This is a genomic window from Nitrosospira sp. Nsp2, from assembly GCF_003050965.1.
Classification (GTDB): Bacteria; Pseudomonadota; Gammaproteobacteria; order Burkholderiales; family Nitrosomonadaceae; genus Nitrosospira.
This window is the reverse complement of the sequence record NZ_QAOU01000003.1, coordinates 221869-240541: the sequence shown is the minus strand read 5'-3', so window position 1 is coordinate 240541 and position 18673 is coordinate 221869. Positions and strand designations below refer to the sequence as shown.

Genomic DNA, 18673 nt, shown 5'->3' with positions numbered 1-18673 from the left:
CAGGAATGTCCAACGAAATTGCTATTGTGTATGGCGCCAGTGGTTTTCTTGGCAGCCATGTCGCCGACGCGTTATCGGCTGCCGGCTACCGGGTGCGTTTGTTCGACCGCGCTCAATCGCCCTACAAGACTCATGATCAGGAGATGATCATTGGCGATATCATGAATCTGGACCAGGTGACGGAAGCAGCCAAAGGTGCCGATGTGGTCTATAATTTTGCCGCCATCGCCGATATCGATGAAGCCACCGATAAGCCACTGGCGACAGCTACAATTAACGTATTGGGCAATATGCACGCGCTGGAAGCGGCGCGTGTAGTGGGCGCACGCCGATTCGTCTTTGCCAGCACCATTTATGTCTATTCGGAGTCGGGCTCTTTTTACCGCGCAAGCAAGCAGGCGGCAGAGCGCTTTATCGAAACATACTATGAACGCTACGGCCTGGACTATAGTATTTTACGCTACGGATCGCTGTACGGCAGGCGCGCTGACGCGCGTAACGGTATCTACCGTATGTTGCACGAAGCACTGGAACGACATTCGATAACATATCACGGTAGTGGCGAGGCAATCCGCGAGTATATCCACGTGGAGGACGCGGCGCGCATGAGCGTGCAGGTACTGGCGCCGGAATTTGCCAACCGCCATCTTATTCTGACTGGACAGGAGCGATTACGCATTAAGGATGTCATGACGATGATCTCGGAAATCATGCCGTGGAAAATTGACCTGCATTTTGACCAGGCCCGAGCGGGGCATCATTACGAGGTTACACCGTATGCCTTCCAGCCCCGCATCGGCCACAAACTGGTGCTCAACGAGCATGTCGATCTAGGCCAGGGTATTCTCGATTGCTTGCAGGATATTCACCAAAGCATGCATCACTCAGATGAAAATGATGAGGCGACGCCATCCGCGTCGGACAACAGAGCATGAAGACCGCAATCTGGCAAGCCATCATTTTCGACTTTGACGGCGTGGTGGTTGAATCGGGAGAAATCAAAACGCAAGCCTTCGCCAATCTCTATCGCGACCATGGCGAGACGGTAATGAGCGCGGTAGCGCGATATCATGTTCTGCACGGGGGCATGTCGCGCTATCAGAAATTTCGTTATTTCCAGGAAACCCTTCTGGAGAAGCCCCCGCTTACCGCAGAGGAAGAGCAACACCTCGACCGGCGTTTTTCCCAACTCGTGCTCGAAGCCGTGATAGCCAGCGATCCCGTGCCGGGAGCGGCAGAGCTGATTCGTAAGGAGGCTGAGAGAATACCTTTGTTTGTCGCCTCCGGGACACCTGAAGCCGAACTGAATACAATCGTAAGTCGCCGCGGACTGGCATCCTATTTTACCGCTGTGCGCGGTTCCCCGACACCAAAGCAGAAGCTGATCGCGGATATTTTGTCGGCCCACGCCCTCCTTCCCGAGCGCGTATTGATGATCGGTGATGCGCTGATCGATTATCAGAGTGCATACGTTAACAATATCGCATTCCTTGGGCGTGTGCGTCCCGGCGATGAGAACCCGTTTCCCCCGCATGTAGACGTCATACCCGATCTGAGTCAATTATTAACCTGAGCAGTGTCAGCGCCGGATTATTGAGTAGCCACAGCTCAAGCAGGCAAGCTGACAATCAACGCATTACACCGCGCCGCAACAATCGCCATGAAACCTTGAAACCCCACAGTAAGGGATGCCGCCGCAACATCGGCGTGACCTCTACACGCACGCCAGTATGACGCTCGATCTTCCAGGCCGCGTAGCTGATACTGTCTTGAAAAGTAAATGCTGCCTTCGACAGCCGCAGCACAGACAACACTTTTCCCTGCCAGCGGCGCAAGCGCCAGCGCTTTAGCGAGTGCTGCCGCGCAACTGCGTCAGCCACACATCGATAGTGCCCGTCCGGAAGCACTTCCAGGCTATCCTTCAGTGCAGGCGTTGCATGAGCGGTCAGTCGGGCAAACTCATCTAGGTTGAATTGCGCAAGCTGGCGCGCCCTCGCGGCGCGCTCGGGCCGCAGTTCAGCCGCATAGGTTTGACTCAATCCATTGGTCCAAACGGCTTCGGCATTAGCTGGGGAAGAGTCCAGCGTTGGAAGGCTTGATCTCAGGAATGTTATGACCGCATGAGCCAGCGCGCGGTGGATACGCCTGCGTATAACCTCATCACGCGCGTATAGCAATCGCGAAGGTTGGGCGAATCGCGCCCACAAATATGGGTGAAACCATTGCCGTGTTCCGCTTTCAAAGTCAGCCATGGAGACGACCGCGTACTTGGCGCGGAACTTCTGTTCCCCCTTGGATACCTCAAGATAAAATACATTGGGTGGCAACCACGCGTTAAGGTAGCGCAAATAGCGCTCGGGGTAGGCATTAACGTAACTGTCCACTACCACATAGAAATCCGCCACGCCCTCCCCAATTTCATGTGCGCGCAAGCAGGACCCGTAGAGAAGTACGGCATCGAGCGATGAGCCGAACCGCGCCTTCAACTCTTCAACCAGGACAATAAAATCGGCGGCTACCGCCTTTGAACTCAACAAGGCCATCTCCGCGACTAGTTCATCCGGGAGTTGCTGATCTACTGTGGGAGGGCACTTTGCCATTTTTATTGCGCTCGTCTTTATTTATCCGCAACCAGAAAGCAGACCGGACCGGCTGGCGTTATCCGCAATGGACCATCTTTTCCTGCTGCCCGGTAGGATTCGCCGTCGACGATGTAATCGTCATCCATCACCAGTTCAAGCACCCCGGTATTGCAACTGTAATAACCGTTATTTTCCGGAAGGACATTCCCACGACCAGTGAGGAGCGGCCATATCATGCGTACCGATTTCTTGCGCTGCTGTTTCACAAACGTAACATGCACCGGTTGCTCCTCCCGGCCCCAGTAAGGGCGCATGCCAAACAGCAAACGGTCTAGCGTACTTGCGAAAAGAAATGAATAAGTTCCATGATGGGATTTGCCGCTATCGCGCGTAACGGAAATTTTAGCCGGTGCCCAGGCACCGTGGCATCGACCAAGAAGCACGCCAGCGAGATATCCCAGCATGATGAATCCTGAATAGATCTCGCCTGTGACACCCAGCTTCTTGATCTTGCCTTGGGAAAAAATTACCGCTCGGGCAATCAGTCCAACACCGAAGAACATGCCATAGACCTTAGGCACCCCTGTCTGTTCAATGGACAGGACATGCCGCTGCACAAATGCAGGTGAGTTGGTATCCAGCAAACACCCGCACAACTTCTGCAAGAGATATTCCGGGCGGCCTTGAATCCCCAAGTCCAGCGCTGTCATATTGGTCGTACCACCTGGAATGATGGTTAAGACCGGCCATTTCGAGCCCGGCTGTAACGCGAACAGGTGGTTCAAGACTCCTTGCACCGTACCGTCCCCGCCTACGATAACAAGCAGATCAATATCAGCCTCAAGAAAAGCCTCAACAGAAGCATGAATCTCTGGTGCGTTCGTCACTTCTCGACAGGTAGCGTTGGGAACTCTGCCGATTTCTCGCCTTATGGCGGCTACGCGCTTGCGTATCCGGCCGCTCAACGGGTTGAACAGGAATCCGACCGTTGCCGCCCCTGCTGTGATCCGATCAACCCGCGATTGTTCTATCATTCAATCCATGCGCTATAAACAAAAAGTGCAAAACCATTTCTCCCGTCAACGTCTTTGATTACCTCTGAGTGAATTCGATTCCGGCTGTTACTGAACCTCACCCTTAACTTGCGACTGCATCGCCACGAGCCAGAAAAAATTACGGCTCCTGAATTGTTGAATTTGCCGATGGAAGTTTGTGTATGAATGAGACAAGCCGCGCAGGTTACAACATATATGGCATTATCGCCACAGGAACAGCTCATCGAAAACGATGAAGGTCCTGCCGCGGGAGCCGGTGGTATCTCACTAGAAAATTCGTCGCAACCACAGTACTGCCACCGCTGTTAACACCAGCCCAGGGGAAAGCGCGGTGAGTGCCGGGTTTATATGAAGCAATAGGCCGGCATTCGCGATAATCTGGTCGAACAAGTATACGCCGATGCCCAGCATGGCGGCCAACACCAGCCTGCTGCCTAAACCCGCCCTTACCGATCCGAAAACAAAGGGTATTGAAAACAACAGCATTGCGATGGTCGTTAGTCCTCCGCCCGCCTTCCGCCACAAAGCCAACGCATAGGCATCCGCCTCTTGACCGGTGGCGCGCAAGAAACGAACATGTAGAAATAACTCGACCGGGGAAAGGCTTTCCGGTGATTTGGTCAACGTGGAGATATCGTCCGGATTCAGGAATGATCTCCATTTGATCGATTTTGCGTTCTCGGATTCTATCCGATTTCCGGTAAATGTCTTGGTGGTGGCATCCTGCAGATCCCACAAATCGCCACCGTTGAAGTCGGCGTATTTAGCGTGCGTGTAAGTCAGCAGAAATCCGTTGTCGTCAAAATGCATGATCTCGATATCTGCCGCTCTTCCAGAGTGCAACATCTCACCTATACGCAATATGTTGCGCTCGTCCCGGGTCCATATACCGAGATTTTTACCTAGCGCAGCACTCTTCTCAAGCGCCACGGCCCTGGATGAGATAGCCTTTTGTTGGAGCTGCGGCGCGACAAACTGATCCAGCACTGCGATAAATAATAGAAGGATCAATCCCACCGTGAGCGGCGCCAGACTGATACCAATGGGGGATACCCCGGCCACCCGTAAAGCTGTCAATTCCGACCCGACAGCGAGCCGCCCTAACGCGATGACATTGCCTAACAAAGCAATAAACGGGGCTAGCTGAATAAACCTTCGTGGCAGAAGCAAGGCTGTGTGCAGGAACGCATCCTGAACCCGATAAGTCCCTTTTCCGACATCGTCAAGCTGATCCAGCAAATCGAGAAAACCGAAGAGCGGCAATAGTACCACTACGGCAATTCCCAGACCAATGAGGACTTGGACGGCCAGGTACCGGTTAATTACGCTCATCTGCGTGCAAAGATTTTCTGCCGGAAATCCGGCGCGAGCATGGCAAAAGCGGCCAGGGCCATTAGAACGTAGAGCCACCAAACACCCGGCATCTTCCCGATTGTGCCTTGCTCGACCCATGTTTGGGCCAATCCGTTCAGGATATAGTAGATCGCAAAAACGATAGCTGCGGCATAGTAATTTTTTTCGCCTTTTTCCTGGCGAGGCGGGACGCGACTGAATGGTACGGCAATAAGCGCCAGCAGGATCGTAGCGATGGGGCGCGACAGTCGCCATTGGAATTCGGCAATATCGCGCGGCTGATCGGATTTCATTAACGCCGCCGTAGGAGCCGCCTTGCGCTTATAGTCCAGCACATTCCCGCTGTCGGTGTAATAAACCAATTTTTCAAATTGGACCACCGTATCCTTTGCCCCTGAATGCATGAGCTTGTAAATAAACCCTTCGCCTAAATGTATTTGCGGGCGCTCGCCAGGTCTGAGCTCCTGCTGGTGGGCTTCTTTTGCAAGAATGATCTCGCTGCTATCCGGCTTGTGGATGTAATGAAATACGTTTTGCATCTGTTTCCCGGAATCGTCCTTGGATTGCACAAAAACGACTCTACCCTTGCCCTCGCTGCCATAAAAGCGCCCAGCCTGAAATCGATCTATGTTTAACTCCGCCTCTGCCTGCGCATTCAGCATGTAGCTTTCTTCATATGCCCAGGGGCGGACGAAAATGGAAAGCACTCCGCTTGCGATCCCAACCGGAATGGCAACAATGAGGACCGCAAAAAGCGCGCGGTTCTCGCTGACCCCGGCCGAACGCAGCACACTAATCTCCTGGTCTCTATATAACCTACCCAGCCCCATGACTACCGCGACGTATAGCGAGATCGGCATCAGTACTTCGAGAGCAATCACTGTTTTCAACAGTATGAACTTGAGCATGGCGGCGAGGCCAAGCGATTCGGACGCCGCGCTTGCCAAAAAACGGGCGCTGCTGAAACTTGAAAACAGTGCCGCGAGAATAACCGCCACCACGGTGAAGGGTATTAGCAATTCGCGGGTGATATATCGGTCTATTATTTTCACGGATTATCCCCCATCAAGGCTTGATGGGATGGCCTTAGGGATGCGGTAATGGAGTGGTGAATCTGTTTACCCCCGCGTAGCGGAGCGTGCTTCCACCAACGCGGATTCCACGAGCAGCAGATCCTCAATCTTATCGACGTCCACACCGGCTTGTGGATAAGGCAAAAACACCGGCTGCACTTTGATGCCGGTTCTGGCTGTTACTGTGGCAAGCCCCTTATTGATCGACAAAAGTCCCAGCAAATACAAGAGGACAGCCACGGGGCCAAACGTCTGTGCGATCAGTTGCCAAGGGCGTTTTCGGAGAGCTTCCGCTCGCTGCCAGAACGAGACTAGCCCGCGGCCACGAGGATTAAGAAATGCGTAAAGGTTGCAACCGCAAAGGCCTCCGTCCCTCAACTTGATTACCGTTCGCTTCGAGCCAGGAAATGCCGCGGCCACATCTTCGTACCTGACTACGCCCACAGCCGCGTCACTGCCCGCCGCCCGAGATTTGGTCAGGAAATACTGCACAATGGCAGGCGTCAATAATGCATGGTCGGCTGTCGTCAGCAATACAGGAGCCTGCTGATCAATCTGTGAGAGAGCGCTATTGGCGCTGCGACTGGGCGAATCCAGATTCGGCAGCCATATGGCTCGTCCGGAGCGGATGCGGTCCTCCAGTTCCGGACATTTAGGAATTATCTCCGCCGGCGGACCGCAAACAACAATAGTCTTCACCATTCCACTCGCTTCCAATGCATCTAATACCCGAATGATCATGGGCGTCCCGCCCACGGGCGCAATTGCTTTGCAGGCCGCACCCGTCTTACGTGCGATTGGGTCGTCGGCTGTGCGGTCAGCCGCCAGCACCACAGCAATAAACTCACTCCTTGTGTTCATTGGCTAACGTTAACTCCTTGCATTGAACCGCTCAGTCGATCACAGCGTTTTTCCGTAAATCCGGTAACGCTTATATTGCCTGCAGCCTAAGCTAGCCAGAATTGCACGCATGGGTTTGTTATCCTCAAGTATCCAGGACAATTCTACCGCCTCAACTGCCATGGCACGTCCCAACTCCTTGGGAGCGTCGATTACCATAAAGGCCAGTGCCATGCCCAGCGGAGTATTGTGAAACTGCTTGCGTACCCCCATCAGGGGTATTCGGCCAGTACGAACTCCTCCTCTGGATTTTATCCGGAGCAGCCTGACCCAGCCAAAAGGAAACAGACTTCCGTTAAGCTCGGCGAAAATTTCGTTAAGGTTTGGCAATGCCACCATAAATGCCGATGGAACGCCGTCCACCTCGGCAATTTGGATACAATCGTCGGGAACCAGCAAACGCAGACTGGCGCCAAGCTCGGCAAACTCTTCTTTGGTAAAAGGGACAAAGCCCCAGTTCTCCGACCACGCGTCGTTGAATATATCACGCAGCACTTCCATTTCTTCGCTAAACTTGTCGCGCCGCAGAGGCCTCAAGCGCGCATGATCCTTAAATTTCTCGACCAGCGAAGTCATCAATCGGGGGACCTTGAAATCTACCGCAACCCAATAGGCAAGCATATCCTTCAATGGGCGATACTCGAGTCCTTCCAGTAACGCTGCATACCACCTGCGTGAATGAGGCATCATTACCATTGGGGGGGTATCGAAACCCTCTACCAGAACGCCGCACTCCTGATTGATGGACAAATTGAACGGGCCGCTAATATGGCGGGTGCCCCGGGCAACTAGCCAGGCCTCGGCGGTATGCATCAGCGCGGCGAATACATTTACGTCGTTTATGCATTCCAGCAAACCGAAATGGCCGGTATCCCCTCCATAGCGTTGCCGGTGCAGTTGATCAATTTGGGCACTGATTCGCCCCACTGGCTCCTTGTTCTGATATGCGACCCAAGCCTGCCATTCTCCATGCTTGAAAAACGGGTTGAATTTCGAAAAATGCAGACGCCGCTCCAGGCGTAAGGGCGGCACCCACATTGGGTCATCAGCATAGATACGCCAGGGTATATCTATAAAAACGCCCATCTCGCGGCGGTTTGCAACTGGACGTACCGTAATGTCGAGTGGGGCAGGGCGGACAGATTTTTCATTCATAACGAAACGGGCCGTCCCCAATCAGATCGATCTTAAAAGTGTTTGGTTCAACAGCAAACATACTTAACTTTCAGGAAAACATCGAACAGTCGGAAGACGCTACAGTCTCGCTACGGTCTCCAGTGCGAAACCTTGCTCGTACGCGTCGATTCAATGAAAATGGTAATCGTCCCGCAAAGACAGCTACGGCTATGCTGCTCGTCCTCCAGAACTGCACAACTTGGATGAGGTCCAGGATGGGTGAAGGCGCGTTAACTCGATGACATGTCGGCGGCGTGTGATATTATAATCGCCGCTTTCCACTCCCGAGCAAGATTTCACCAATTTGTCGCTCCATGAGTAAAACATCAACGCTGCCGTAGTTTCCCGATTTCATGAATAGCCAACTTACCTGTGTCACTTCCGGCTGAAAGCGGTCTCACTGTCGAGCAGCGATCGTCATCACGCAAAGGTTGATTAATCAATGGATACTTCCGAATACAATCTTCTAATTTCTCTCGCCCTCATTCCGGCCGTCGTCGGGCTGCAGATCTGGGTGAGAAACCGCCGCAAACGGCGGCGTAACGATGAAGGACACCAGGAATTCGATAGTCTCGGCTCAACGCTTTTCTCGGCGATTTTGGAAGGAGTAGCCGTGGTATCCAGCTTAATACTGATTATCTGGATCATGGGCGGCGTCCTGAGGTATCTTTTCCCGATGATTTTTAATGCAAAGTGAAAGCGTTAAGATAGGTTGAATTATCGGGTACGAGATATAAAAAACGGAACCGCAGCCGTTGCCATTGCCGTTGCGAGACCGGTCGATACGGGATCAGAACGCAACGTTGGAGAAATAATTGGGGGACAGAGATATCTCGCCACGCACCTTTCACCGCTGGACGTGAGACATGGATGTTCTTTTTTCAACCCCATTTCCCATCAACAAACGGCGTGGAAGTGCGCATCAGGATCTGCCGCATACTGTAAAATTTTAAACTTATTTTCTTTGCCCATAGAGAGGCTTTGTCTATCTATATGATTGACTACAGTTGTATATGCGAATAGTCGTGACGGGAATGGGGATTGTTTCCCCAATTGGCATTGGCACTGACCAGTTTTGGACAGCTGCGATCAACGGTGTCAGTGGGATCCGCCCGGTCACCAGCTTCGATGCGTCCAGTCTGCGGTCGCAAGTGGCGGGAGAAGTGCAAGGATTCGACCCTAAAACCTTCCTGTCGGCTAAGTATATAGAGCAAACGGATAGATTCACCCATCTTGCCTTGCTGGCCGCCAAACTCGCGTTCGAAGATGCGGGTGGGCTTGACGCCTATTCGCCGCCACGTCTGGCCGTTAGCATCGGCTCGGGGATGGGCGGTTTTGCCACGTTTGAGTCTTCCGCGCTCCGCAAGTTTCGAAACCAACCCGTACCCCCGTTTACGGTGCCTCGAACCATGGCGAACTCAGCCGCGGCGTGGATCGCAATCAAACATGGGCTGAAAGGGGTAAATCTGACTTGCAGCACGGCGTGCTCTTCCGGGGCCAATGCAATCGGCATGGCGCTCGATCTCTTGCGGGCGGGGCGAGCGGATGCGGTGATTGCCGGTGGTGCGGAAGCGTGTGTATTGCCGCTAACAATGAATGGCTTCGAAATATTGCATGCGTTAACAACCGGCTTCAATACGGATCCGGCGCGAGCATCACGGCCATTCGCTAAAGGCCGTGATGGGTTCGTCATGTCGGAAGGCGCGGGCATACTCATACTGGAGAAAGAAGAACAGGCGATGCGTCGAGGGGCAAAAATATATGCCTGCCTCGCGGGCTATGGACAAACATGCGACGCTGCGCACATCGTCATGCCGGACCAGAGCGGCCAGGTAGCCGCGATGGAAGCCGCCATCCAGGATGCGGGCATTACGAAAGATTCAGTGGAACACATCAATGCCCATGCAACTTCAACCCCGTTGGGCGATATTGTGGAAACCCGCGCCATCAAGAGCCTCTTTGGCGATCGAGCCAAGGATATCGCAATTAGTGCGACAAAATCCCTGCTTGGACATTCCATCGGCGCATCGGCGGCCATTGGCAGCATCGCCACAATCATGGCCCTACATACTGGCACAGTACATCCAACCATCAACCTGGATGAGGCCGATCCGGAATGCGATCTTGACTACACGCCCAACCGGGCGCAGCAGAAAAATCCGCGAACTGGCCTCTGTAACGCTTTCGGATTTGGGGGAAATAATGCAAGCATCGTTTTCACAACGCTCGATTGAAGGAAGAGATTAGATATGGACACAGCGGACATTGAAGCGAAGGTCATACAGTTCATCGCTACAAAAGTTGAAAACCTGGATGTTTCCACAATAAATAGGGCGTCAAAATTTGACGAACTCGGGCTTGATTCCATGGACACGATTCAGCTTTTGTTTGATGCGGAAGATAATTTCAGCATCAATTTTGACAGTGAAGAAGCTAAAGGCTTTACTACCGTCGGAGATATTATCGCCTACATCGAAAAACACCAGGCGCCCGAGCCGTCGCAAGAAGGACAGGACGCCTCAGGAACAGCGTTTGATCAAGAAGGTAAATAAAAAGCATAAGCTCAAACAAGCCAATGTTTTTTATCGTTCTATTTGGTTTTACCAGACACCACCTTTTTCGACGAAGCACTCTTTGTTTTTGGTTTTACTGACTTGTTCTCAGCGGATGCCGCGGCTGTTTTTGTCTTTGATTCTCTCGGCTCAAACTCGAAGCCTACCTTGCCGTCCGAACCTATAACCAGATAAGCGGAAAATGGCCTGCCCTTCTTTGAAATAAACTTTTGGAGCAAATCAGTTTTTCCCGTCCGCAATAGTTTGGCCGCCTGTTCGCGTTCGAGAGGGCGGGCGAGAATAATCTTCCCAATTTTAAAGTCGCACGTACGGACTGAGCCGATGGCCTTCTCGCAGGCGTAACTCATTCCATGATCAAATACCCGACCGCCGCAGCGCGGGCATGTCCCCAACGGTTCCTGCCCCGAAAAATCAATTGCTTCGGCATCCTCGGCGCTATCAGTGCCAAAATCGAATTTCATTTCCAACTCGTCGGTAAGCTTGATATTGGCGTTGAACAGCCGTCCCATTTTGCTGCGAAACCCCTGCAATGGGCCGACTTCGCGTTGGGTAATCAACTGGTCCATTTCCGCTGTTTCAAATTGCCGCCCAGCAAGGATTTTCCAGAGGGCAAAATCGCATTTCTGGCATTGGTACTTCTTATAGGTTTCCTGTATCACGCCACCGCACTTGGGACAAGGAGACTTTAGTGTGGAAAAGTCGCCGCTGATCGTTTCGCCACGGTGAGTTTTTGCCTGCTCTACAATGTGCCCCGTCATGCCAGCGATCTCTTCCATGAACTTGTTGCGCTGAAGTTTACCCTGCTCGATCTGGCGCAGCTTGAACTCCCAATCGCCTGTCAGTTCTGGCGAGGTAAGTTCAGGCACCTTCAGGCCGCGCAATAAGGTAATCAGCGAAAATGCCTTGGCAGTGGGACGCAGTTCCCGACCTTCACGCTGGAGGTAATTTTCCGCCACCAATCCTTCGATAATCGACGCACGCGTAGCGGGGGTGCCTAGCCCTTTTGCACTCATCGCTTCCCGCAGATCTTCATCCTCCACTAACTTTCCCGCGCTCTCCATGGCGGACAGAAGCGTGGCTTCATTAAACCTGGCCGGAGGGCGAGTCTGGCTGGAAATAACCTTGATCTCTTCAGCCAAGACCCGCTCGTCCGGGTTTAGCTTAATCAACGCGGATTCATCCTCTGTGCCTCGAGCCTGCACCTCACGGCCATACACGACCTGCCAACCGGGATTGACCATCACCTTGCCTTCGGTTTTGAATGGCTCGTTCTCGACACGAGTGATGCGGGTCGTAACAAGAAATTCGGCAGCGGGGAAAAAAATAGCCAAAAAACGCTTGGTCACGAGATCGTAAAGCTTCGCTTCAGTTTCGCTCAGGGCCTTAGGCTCTAGCGAAGTCGGGATGATTGCGAAATGGTCGGAAATTTTTGCATTATTGAATATGCGCTTGTTTGGCTTAACCCAGTCCTCCTTGAGGACCTGCTTGGCGAAAATACCGTAACGGCTTTTTGCTAGTGAGCTCAAGGTCTCCTTGACAGTGTCAAGGTAGTCTTCGGGGAGGGCACGCGAGTCAGTACGCGGATACGTTAGCACCTTATGCTTTTCATATAACGCCTGGGCTAACCCAAGCGTCGTCTTGGCGGAAAAACCAAAGCGCCCGTTGGCGTCACGCTGCAAACTGGTAAGGTCGTACAGCAGCGGACAGATTTCAGTAGCAGGCTTACTTTCTTCCTTGACAACGCCCGGCTTGCCCTGGCATTTGCTGCGAACGGCCTCCGCTTCTTTCTGATCCCAGAATCTTTCAGCCTTTTGCTCACTATCCGTTTTATTTTTTGCGAAATTCTCGTCGAACCAGCGGCCGTCATATTGCCCCGAACTCGCGGCAAACTTGCCATGAACTTCCCAGTAATCGCGGGGAATGAATTTCTTGATGGTGTCTTCACGTTCAATCAGGATCGCTAGCGTCGGCGTCTGCACCCGGCCCACCGGCGTTTTATGAAACCCTCCTTCCTGAGAATTAAAGGCGGTCATGGCGCGAGTGCCGTTTATTCCTACCAGCCAGTCCGCCTCGGAGCGGCTTACCGCTGCTTCTGCCAGAGGCCGCACCGCATCGTCATCGAGCAACTTGTTAAAGCCCTCCCTAATCGAGGCCGGTGTCATCGATTGGAGCCAAAGTCGCTTCACCGGTTTGTTGGTCCCCACGTGACGTCTGATGTAGTGAAAAATAAGTTCACCTTCCCTTCCCGCGTCACAAGCATTAATAAGGGACTCTACATCCTTGCGCTTAATGAGTTTGGTTAAGAGCTTCAAGCGGGACTCGGTTTTTTCGATGGGATTGAGATCGAAATGCGGCGGAATTATGGGCAGATTGGCAAAACTCCACTTCCCCCGTTTGACCTCGTATTGTTCGGGTACGACAAGCTCAAGCAGATGGCCGACAGCTGAAGACAGCACGTATTGATCGCTCTCGAAATAGTCGGCATGCTTGGCGAACCCGCCGAGGACACGCGCAATATCGACAGCGACAGAAGGCTTCTCGGCGATAATTAAGGTTTTACCCATGAAACTTCCGTGAACGTCTGCAGATTAACGGCAGCGAGTTGTATAAGGGAGTGAATAACTGGTCACTGTCAGCTTTACGATAACAGAAATTATCGAATGCTAGGCAAGTTAAGGGAATCATAAATCCCCTCCCGCTGACAGTGGACGTTCCTAAAACTGCTGGGCAACTGATCGCGGCGCCTTCCCGTTCGTTCAGCTTATATTCATGAGGCAGGCATGGAGTGTTCATCAACAGATCTACGCAAGCCTTTGATAGCAACCGCCCGGCAAGCTTGCCACTATGCCGTCCAATTCGAACGTCAATAGCATCGCGGACACGGTTTCTACGGTCAAGCCGCTCCGGTTGGACAGGGTGTCGATATCAATGATCTCATGGCCGAGGTGCGTTAACAGCAGTGATTTTTCTTTTCCCGGTTCGTCAGTATCATTGGCGGCACCGGGTCGCGCTGACCGATAGCCCAATTCATCCAGAATGTCCTCCGCGCTTTCGACGAGTTTCGCTCCCTGCTTGATGAGCGAGTGACAGCCCTTCGCAAGAGGCGAATGGATGGAACCCGGGACGGCAAATACCTCACGTCCCTGTTCCAATGCCTGCTTTGCTGTAATGAGCGACCCACTCTGCAGCGCAGCCTCGACCACCAGACAGCCTCGACTCATGCCGCTGATAATGCGGTTGCGGCGCGGAAAATTGCTCGCGATCGCAGGTGTGCCTAACGGGAACTCGGAAATAAGCGCCCCCTGTTCAGCTAACTCATGAGCAAGTTTCCGGTTACTTGCGGGATAGACGAGATCCAGCCCTGTCCCTACCACGGCAATGCTTGAAGCGCTGCCTCGCAAACCGCCCCGATGAGCCGCAGTGTCGATGCCGAGTGCCATCCCGCTCACAATGCAGAGCCCGGCGTCACTTGTGGCTTTGGCAAAAGCTTCGGCGTTTCCAAGACCTTGCGGTGTCGCATTGCGACTTCCGACAATGGCGAGCATCTGCGAATTCAACAGTTCGCGCTTACCCTTCAGATAGAGGAGCGGCGGCGGATCCGAAATGTTGAGCAGCAGGGATGGAAAATCCGTATCAGCAAGGGTAATAATCGAATTTTGGGAATCCTCCAGCCATTTGAGCGTGGCATCGATTTTGTTTCGGTCGGCTCCCTGGACAATGCTGTGCGCGACCTTCTTTTTAACCAATCGCTCCAGGGCGGAAGTACTGGCGGAAAAAATTTGGGCGGGACTTCCAAATCCAACGAGTAACCGACGTATTGACTCATCACCCAGACCATCAATCAGGCATAGAGCAATCCAGGACTCCATATCCTGTTGCAAATTCATTTAAGGGAACCTCTGAATAAATCCTGCCTGGGCGCGACAGCGGCCGCAAAAAATAAAACGTATAAATGATGACACGAGGTATACGGCTGTCGCGCCCCGGAGGAAATATCTTTGACGCGACACGCGAGCCACGACACTTGGTGCCTTTTGGGGAACAAAACGCCGGACTGCCGGTAATAAGCACGGTCGAAAACACGGCAGGAACCCTGCCAGGAAAACCGACTCAATTAACACACTGGGCCCAGTTAAGCTCCGGCTCCGCGTAGGCTTAAAAACGAGCTTCCTCCTCAAATCAGGATATAATTGGCTTTAGCTTGAACTTCAAAAACACCCTATCATCCATATCGTGTTTAGGGTCAATATTGCAGTGGTTAAATTCTGCATTTAGATCATTTAGTATTCAAGCCCTTTTTATGGCTCTCCTAAAAATATTGCAATATCCGGATGAGCGACTTCACACGGTAGCAGCCCCAGTACATGAAGTGACGGATGAAGTTCGCGCCCTAGTGCGCGATATGGCTGAGACCATGTATGCTGCACCCGGGATTGGTCTTGCGGCAACTCAGGTTGACATGCACTTTCGCCTCATCGTCATCGACATCTCCGAAACACACGACCAATTACTGGTATTGATCAATCCCCGAATTACCTCCCGTAGCGGTGAGTCTGACTATGAAGAAGGTTGCCTGTCGGTGCCGGGAGTATATGGCAAGGTACCGCGTTCGGAACGGATCACGGTTGAGGCGTTGGACCGAAACGGGGAGCCTTTCGCGCTTGAGGCGGAGGGCTTGCTTGCAGTGTGTATCCAGCATGAAATGGACCACTTGCTGGGAAAAGTATTCGTTGAGTACTGGTCGCGGTTAAAGCAAACACGAATTCAGGCCAGATTCAAAAAACAGCGGCGAAAGTGATGTGACACCGGGTTTTTTTGTTTCCAGCAAACGCGGACTAATCAAAGCAAAGGGGTCGATAAGCGAAGCCGTTGCGGCACTGCCCGTGGTATCCCGTTATACTTCCCCATGAAGATCATTTTCGCGGGCACGCCGCCCTTTGCCGCTGTTGCGCTCGAAGCGCTGATAGTCGCCGGATATGAAATTACGTTGGTGCTGACTCAGCCCGACCGTCCTTCCGGACGAGGCATGAAGCCCGTCGCCAGTCCGATCAAATTGCTGGCGCTACAACACCGGCTTACACTGCTGCAGCCCGCCACACTCAAGCAACCCGAGCTCCACGCGCAACTCCAAGCTGCCGACGCGGATATCATGGTTGTCGCAGCTTATGGCCTCATTCTGCCTTCCCCCGTCTTGCGCATCCCACGGCTCGGCTGCCTCAATATTCATGCTTCGTTGCTGCCGAGATGGCGTGGTGCTGCGCCTATCCAGCGAGCGCTATTGGCAGGAGATCGGGAAACTGGAATAACAATAATGCAAATGGACCAGGGTCTGGATACTGGCGCGATTTTGTTGCAGCGGGCTGTTCCGATCGCCCCGGACGATACTGCCCAAACCCTGCATGACAAACTTGCGTTGTTAGGCGCGCAGTGCATTGCCGAAGCATTAACGAATTTGCGGCAGGGAACGCTGACGGGGCTTCCTCAGGATGAGGATGCCGCAACTTATGCCCCGAAGCTGGAAAAAGACGAGGCAGAAATAAACTGGGGGGATAGCGCGCAAGCGGCTCACCGTGCGGTGCAGGCGTTTAACCCTCGTCCCGGCGCTTACGCCTGGATATCCGGGGTCCCCCTCAAAATATGGCAAGCGAGCGTCGGCGTCGATGCGGGGGGTGCGCCGGGAGAAATTGTTGCGACAGGACGTGATGGAATAGCGGTTGCATGTGGCGCGGGTACACTTGTACTAGAGGTCGTGCAAAAAGCGGGCGGGAAAAAGATGAGCGCGGGGGAGTTTCTCTTGGGGCATCCGCTACGACCCGGCGATCGCTTTGAATGCCGCAAATGATTAAAACTCAGCGTCTCGCTGCTGCGACGGTGGGTAGAGTATTGGCGGGGGCAAGTTTGACGGCGGTGTTGCAGGACCTCTGGCACAAACACGCCGACCTGACCGAGCAGCAACGGGGCGCAATTCAAGATCTGAGCTACGGCGTGCTGCGCTTTTATGGTCAACTTCACGCAATACTCGGCTTGTTGCTGAAAAAGCCGCTGAAGAACAAGGACACCGTCTATTTATTGCTAGTCGCCTTATACCAACTGGAATACAGCAAGGCTGCCCCGCATGCGGTTGTGGACAACGCAGTATCCGCTTCTCAAGGGGCACACGGTAGCACGGGTCTTCAGGGATTGGTCAATGCGGTACTGCGCAATTTCCTCCGCCAGCATTCGACACTCTTGCAGGAATCAAGCGAGAGCGAGGTAGGACGCTATTCTCATCCCCAATGGTGGATCGATAAGCTTCGCATCCAATATCCGGAGCGTTATCAGGCGGTACTGGAGGCGAGCAACCTTCGCCCGTCTATGACATTGAGAATCAACCGGCGAAAGACTACAGTTGCGGAATATCTAGAACGTCTCAGCCAGAGTAATATGAGTGCGCGGCTAGCGGGCGAAGATGCGCTCGAACTCGAGCAGCCAGTGCCGGTGGAAAAGCTACCTGGTTTTGGCGAGGGCTTAGTGTCGGTCCAGGATGCGGGTGCGCAACTGGCGGCCAAATTATTGGAGGTATCTGACAACGACCGGGTGCTGGATGCTTGCGCCGCTCCCGGCGGCAAAAGCGCGCACTTGTTGGAGTTGGCTGAAGTCGACTTAACTGTGCTCGACAGTGATAACAACAGATTGGCTCGCGTGACGCGCAATTTCTCTCGATTGGGATTGAAAGCCCATCGAGTAATTCATGGCGATGCCTCGCAACCTGCGCAGTGGTGGGATGGAAATCAATTCGACCGCATTCTGGCTGATGTTCCTTGCTCTGCTTCGGGAGTTACGCGTCGTCATCCGGATATCAAATGGCTAAGGCGCGAAAGCGACCTTTCGCAGTTTGCCGCAAAGCAACGGGAAATCCTCGAGGCGCTGTGGCCGATGCTGAGCAGGGGTGGTAAATTACTCTACGTCACCTGTTCGGTATTTACCGAGGAAAACGGGCTGCAAGTGGAAGAGTTTTTGCGCCGCCATGCGGATGCACGGACGCTGCCCCTTTCCCGGGCTGAAATAACTGACGGGCAACTACTGCCCGATTCCCATCACGACGGTTTCTTTTATGCTCTGGTGCTTAAAGTCTGACGCCTTTCATGTCTTTCGGCAGCTGCGCGTGGCGTTGGTCGTGCTGCTGACCCTAGCGCTGCTGCCGGCGGGCATAGCTCATGCGGAAGGCGGCATACAGGTGAAGTTGGTGACGGTGGAAGCTGCCGAAGAAGGATATCAGTTCGACGCCGATTTCGAGATTACGCTCAATCACAAATTGGAACACGCACTTGAGAAGGGCATCGTGCTGTATTTTGTGACTGAACTCAACCTGGTAAGTGCACGTTGGTATTGGCTGGACGAGAGAGTCGCCCAAAGCAGGGTGCGGGAAGGGTTGAGCTACTACGCGCTAACCCGTCAATACCGCTTGAGCAGAGGAACGTTTTCGCAGAACTTCGGTACCCTCAAGGAAGCCCTGCAAGCGCTCGGCCGTGTACGCAACCGTCCAATCATTCCAAGTAACGGGCTCAGGCCCGACATGGAATACACCGTGGAAATGCGCATGCGTCTGGATATATCGGCGCTGCCCAAACCGTTTCAAGTGGAAACGCTGGGATCAAGAGAGTGGGACTTGAGTACCGGCATGATACGGTGGAGTACGAGACTGCCATCGCCTAAGGAATCCCAGAAATCGACCGTAGAGAGCGCTACTCATAAAATCGGGATATTCGAACGATATACGAAACACGTCGCGGCGCTCGCACCCGTGCTGGTTGCGCTATCCGGGAGTGCCACCCTTTGAGCGGTCGGTTTTACCGTAACCTTAAACGGGCAGGTTTCGCTGGCTGCTTGCTTTTTCACGCACTAAGCGCAGGGAAACCGCCGTTTCTCGCCTCGCACTGGTCCCGTTATGTAACGCTGCGTCGCGTACACGCGCTTTTCCA

17 protein-coding genes are annotated in these 18673 nt (G+C 53.3%); 9 read left to right on the top strand and 8 right to left on the bottom strand.

Going from position 1 to position 18673, the window contains the following annotated elements:
* Positions 1 to 5: 5 nt before the first annotated feature.
* The gene (locus C8R31_RS08740) at positions 6 to 935 is read left to right on the top strand and encodes an NAD(P)-dependent oxidoreductase (protein ID WP_107693694.1); all 930 of its coding nucleotides are present in this window, start codon (positions 6 to 8) and stop codon (positions 933 to 935) included.
* Positions 932 to 1573: an HAD family hydrolase gene (locus C8R31_RS08735; RefSeq protein ID WP_107693693.1), complete on the top strand. Its 642-nt coding sequence runs from the start codon at positions 932 to 934 to the stop codon at positions 1571 to 1573. Before C8R31_RS08740 ends, C8R31_RS08735 begins: the two co-directional genes overlap by 4 nt.
* 55 nt (positions 1574 to 1628) lie before the next feature.
* Here C8R31_RS08735 and C8R31_RS16570 read toward each other — a convergent pair whose 3' ends face one another.
* From C8R31_RS16570 to C8R31_RS08710, 6 genes are all read right to left on the bottom strand, one after another.
* Positions 1629 to 2600: a hypothetical protein gene (locus C8R31_RS16570; RefSeq protein ID WP_258192643.1), complete on the bottom strand. Its 972-nt coding sequence runs from the start codon at positions 2598 to 2600 to the stop codon at positions 1629 to 1631.
* Between the two features lie 17 nt (positions 2601 to 2617).
* A complete protein-coding gene (locus C8R31_RS16565) occupies positions 2618 to 3616 on the bottom strand; it encodes a diacylglycerol kinase family protein (protein ID WP_258192642.1) in 999 nt (332 codons plus the stop codon).
* Positions 3617 to 3904: 288 nt separating this feature from the next.
* Positions 3905 to 4969 carry an LPS export ABC transporter permease LptG gene (lptG, locus tag C8R31_RS08725; protein WP_107693692.1) on the bottom strand — a complete coding sequence of 355 codons (1065 nt, stop codon included), beginning with the start codon at positions 4967 to 4969 and terminating at the stop codon, positions 3905 to 3907.
* The gene (lptF, locus tag C8R31_RS08720; protein WP_107693691.1) at positions 4966 to 6042 is read right to left on the bottom strand and encodes an LPS export ABC transporter permease LptF; all 1077 of its coding nucleotides are present in this window, start codon (positions 6040 to 6042) and stop codon (positions 4966 to 4968) included. Before lptF ends, lptG begins: the two co-directional genes overlap by 4 nt.
* Positions 6043 to 6108: 66 nt before the next feature.
* Positions 6109 to 6924 carry a nucleotidyltransferase family protein gene (locus tag C8R31_RS08715; RefSeq protein ID WP_107693690.1) on the bottom strand — a complete coding sequence of 272 codons (816 nt, stop codon included), beginning with the start codon at positions 6922 to 6924 and terminating at the stop codon, positions 6109 to 6111.
* Between the two features lie 39 nt (positions 6925 to 6963).
* Entirely contained in the window at positions 6964 to 8118 is a 1155-nt protein-coding gene (locus C8R31_RS08710) for an N-acetyltransferase (RefSeq protein ID WP_107693689.1), read from the bottom strand.
* Between the two features lie 463 nt (positions 8119 to 8581).
* Between C8R31_RS08710 and C8R31_RS08705 the strand changes: the two genes are divergently transcribed.
* From C8R31_RS08705 to C8R31_RS08695, 3 genes are all read left to right on the top strand, one after another.
* The gene (locus C8R31_RS08705; RefSeq protein WP_107693688.1) at positions 8582 to 8836 is read left to right on the top strand and encodes a hypothetical protein; all 255 of its coding nucleotides are present in this window, start codon (positions 8582 to 8584) and stop codon (positions 8834 to 8836) included.
* Between the two features lie 316 nt (positions 8837 to 9152).
* Positions 9153 to 10373: a beta-ketoacyl-ACP synthase II gene (gene fabF / locus C8R31_RS08700; protein WP_107693687.1), complete on the top strand. Its 1221-nt coding sequence runs from the start codon at positions 9153 to 9155 to the stop codon at positions 10371 to 10373.
* A gap of 15 nt (positions 10374 to 10388) precedes the next feature.
* Positions 10389 to 10691: an acyl carrier protein gene (locus C8R31_RS08695; protein ID WP_107693686.1), complete on the top strand. Its 303-nt coding sequence runs from the start codon at positions 10389 to 10391 to the stop codon at positions 10689 to 10691.
* 38 nt (positions 10692 to 10729) lie between these two features.
* Here the strand turns inward: C8R31_RS08695 and C8R31_RS08690 are convergent, their stop codons facing one another.
* Together C8R31_RS08690 and dprA are read right to left on the bottom strand one after the other, a co-directional pair.
* Entirely contained in the window at positions 10730 to 13276 is a 2547-nt protein-coding gene (locus C8R31_RS08690) for a DNA topoisomerase III (RefSeq protein WP_107693685.1), read from the bottom strand.
* Between the two features lie 237 nt (positions 13277 to 13513).
* On the bottom strand, positions 13514 to 14599 hold the full coding sequence (gene dprA / locus C8R31_RS08685) for a DNA-processing protein DprA (RefSeq protein WP_107693684.1): 1086 nt from the start codon (positions 14597 to 14599) through the stop codon (positions 13514 to 13516).
* 413 nt (positions 14600 to 15012) lie between these two features.
* On the opposite strand from dprA, the gene def reads away from it, so the two are divergent.
* From def to C8R31_RS08665, 4 genes are all read left to right on the top strand, one after another.
* A complete protein-coding gene (gene def / locus C8R31_RS08680) occupies positions 15013 to 15510 on the top strand; it encodes a peptide deformylase (protein WP_107693683.1) in 498 nt (165 codons plus the stop codon).
* A 108-nt stretch (positions 15511 to 15618) separates the two neighbouring features.
* Complete coding sequence (gene fmt / locus C8R31_RS08675; RefSeq protein ID WP_107693682.1) at positions 15619 to 16554, top strand: methionyl-tRNA formyltransferase; 936 nt, start codon at positions 15619 to 15621, stop codon at positions 16552 to 16554.
* Positions 16551 to 17828, top strand: a complete 1278-nt coding sequence (rsmB, locus tag C8R31_RS08670; RefSeq protein WP_107693880.1) for a 16S rRNA (cytosine(967)-C(5))-methyltransferase RsmB — start codon at positions 16551 to 16553, stop codon at positions 17826 to 17828. The genes fmt and rsmB overlap by 4 nt, the downstream gene beginning before the upstream one ends.
* A complete protein-coding gene (locus C8R31_RS08665) occupies positions 17806 to 18531 on the top strand; it encodes a DUF4390 domain-containing protein (RefSeq protein ID WP_107693681.1) in 726 nt (241 codons plus the stop codon). Before rsmB ends, C8R31_RS08665 begins: the two co-directional genes overlap by 23 nt.
* Positions 18532 to 18673: the final 142 nt, after the last annotated feature.